General features: G+C 72.0%; 3 protein-coding genes. 1 reads left to right on the top strand and 2 read right to left on the bottom strand.

Translation table 11 applies throughout. The features are described from left to right. Positions 1–49: 49 nt before the first annotated feature. Complete coding sequence (locus U9R90_RS36015) at positions 50–547, bottom strand: GNAT family N-acetyltransferase (protein WP_411061691.1); 498 nt, start codon at positions 545–547, stop codon at positions 50–52. A gap of 153 nt (positions 548–700) precedes the next feature. Next, positions 701–1,033 (bottom strand): antibiotic biosynthesis monooxygenase family protein, encoded by a 333-nt coding sequence (locus tag U9R90_RS36020; protein ID WP_411061693.1) that lies wholly within the window; start codon positions 1,031–1,033, stop codon positions 701–703. Positions 1,034–1,186: 153 nt separating this feature from the next. Here U9R90_RS36020 and U9R90_RS36025 point away from each other — a divergent pair, with 153 nt between their 5' ends. Then, positions 1,187–1,579 (top strand): hypothetical protein, encoded by a 393-nt coding sequence (locus U9R90_RS36025; RefSeq protein ID WP_411061695.1) that lies wholly within the window; start codon positions 1,187–1,189, stop codon positions 1,577–1,579. Positions 1,580–1,672: the final 93 nt, after the last annotated feature.

Here is a 1,672-nt window from a genome sequence, read left to right on the forward strand (position 1 = left end):
GGGGGCCCCCCCCCCCGCCACGGCTGAGGGCGGGCGGCGGGGCGGGCGCTCAGAGCTCCTTGCCGTACCAGATCTCCGAGTACGGACCGGTCTCGTACGCGGGGATCTCGCGGTACCCGTGGCGCGTGTACAGGGCGCGCGCCTCGACCAGGTCGAGCCGGGTGTCGAGCCACACGCGCTCGGCCCCGAGCCCCCGCGCGACCTCTTCGGCGGCCGGGATCAGTACCCGACCAGCGCCCTTGCCGCGCATCTCCTTGCGTACGAACACCCGCTTGAGTTCGGCCGTCTTCGCGTCGATCAGCCGCACCCCGGCGCACCCGGCGGCCTCGCCCTCGTACCGGGCGACGATCAGCGCACCGTGCGGCGGGGCGAGGTCGGCACCGGTCTCGGCGGCGATCTCGCGCTCCAGCTCGTCGGCGGGCGTCGTGTGCCCCGCCCCGTACTCGCGCTCGAACCAGCGGTCGCTGACCTCGGTGTAGTACGCGGCCCACAGGGCGGCCGCGTCGGCGGAGTCGAAGGGTTCGGGGGCGGTGGTCCAGGAGTCCATACGGAGGATTGTTGCGGCCCGCCCAGCGCGGGCCGCAACCGAATTACCGCGTGCCCGCCGACCGTTCAGACCGGCAGGTCACACCGTTCAGACCGGCAGGTCACGCCGCTCAGACCGGCAGGTCACGCCGTTCAGGCCAGCCGGTCACGCCGTTCAGGCCTGCTTGGGCGCGGCCTGCTGAACGACCTCGAAGGACCAGACCGTGGACCCGGACGCCGCGGGCTTGGGCCGCTCAGCGCCCTCGCCGCCACCCGGGCCCTGGTGGGCGGCCTTCATCGGACCCTCCATCCAGGCCTGGAAGGAAGCCTCGTCGCGCCACCGGGTGTAGACGAGGTACTGATCAGTGCCCTCAATGGGGCGAAGCAGTTCAAACCACTCGAAGCCGTCGGAGCTCTCCACCGCCCCGGCGCGCGACGCGAAGCGCTTCTCCAGGATCTCGCGCTGCTCTTCCGGCACGGTCAGGACGTTGATCTTCACGATGCTCATGGGGTCCATCCTCGCGCACGGCCGCGGAGGGCGGCGCGGCGGCCGGGGGGTGTGCGATACGTCACTTCGTGGGATGCTCCGGACTTCGTGGGATGCTCCGGCCGCCTATCATTCGGCGGCGCCCCCCACGACGCTGAGGATGAAGGAGCGTAAGTGCTCGAACTGACCATGGCCACGGTGTCGGAGGCCGACGCGGGTGCGACGGCAGGCATGCTCATGGCCGACGAGCCAAGCGCTCCGGGCGCCGTGCTGCGCGTGGGGCGGGACCGGAGCGTGTGCCGCCTCACGGCCCCCGAGGATTGGCTGTTCGTGTCGCGGGCGCATCTGGAGTTCCAGTGCGGCCCCGACGGGGCATGGACCGTCACCTGGCTGCGCGGCTCTCACCCGGACCCCGCGTCCGAGGTGCGGGTGATGCTGCAGGGCACGGCGCTGCCTCTCACGTACGGCGGGAGCACGGCGCTTCCGATCGGCGGCTCCGGAGAGGTGGTCATCCAGGACCGCACCGGGCCGCGCAGCGTGAACGTGGGCTTCTACCACGAGGTGTAACGCGCCGCACGTAAGGCGCGTTCCGCCGCCGACCCACCCCCTACCGCCGCCCTGTGACGTTCCTCGCGCCCCCTCGACACAACCCCGACCCGA

Source organism: Streptomyces sp. E11-3 (assembly GCF_046540415.1).
Taxonomy (GTDB): Bacteria; Actinomycetota; Actinomycetes; order Streptomycetales; family Streptomycetaceae; genus Streptomyces.

Coding starts and splice junctions, on each gene's coding strand:
- U9R90_RS36015 (WP_411061691.1), bottom strand. CDS start 547: ATGGACTCCTGGACCACCGCCCCCGAACCCTTCGACTCCGCCGACGCG.
- U9R90_RS36020 (WP_411061693.1), bottom strand. CDS start 1,033: ATGAGCATCGTGAAGATCAACGTCCTGACCGTGCCGGAAGAGCAGCGC.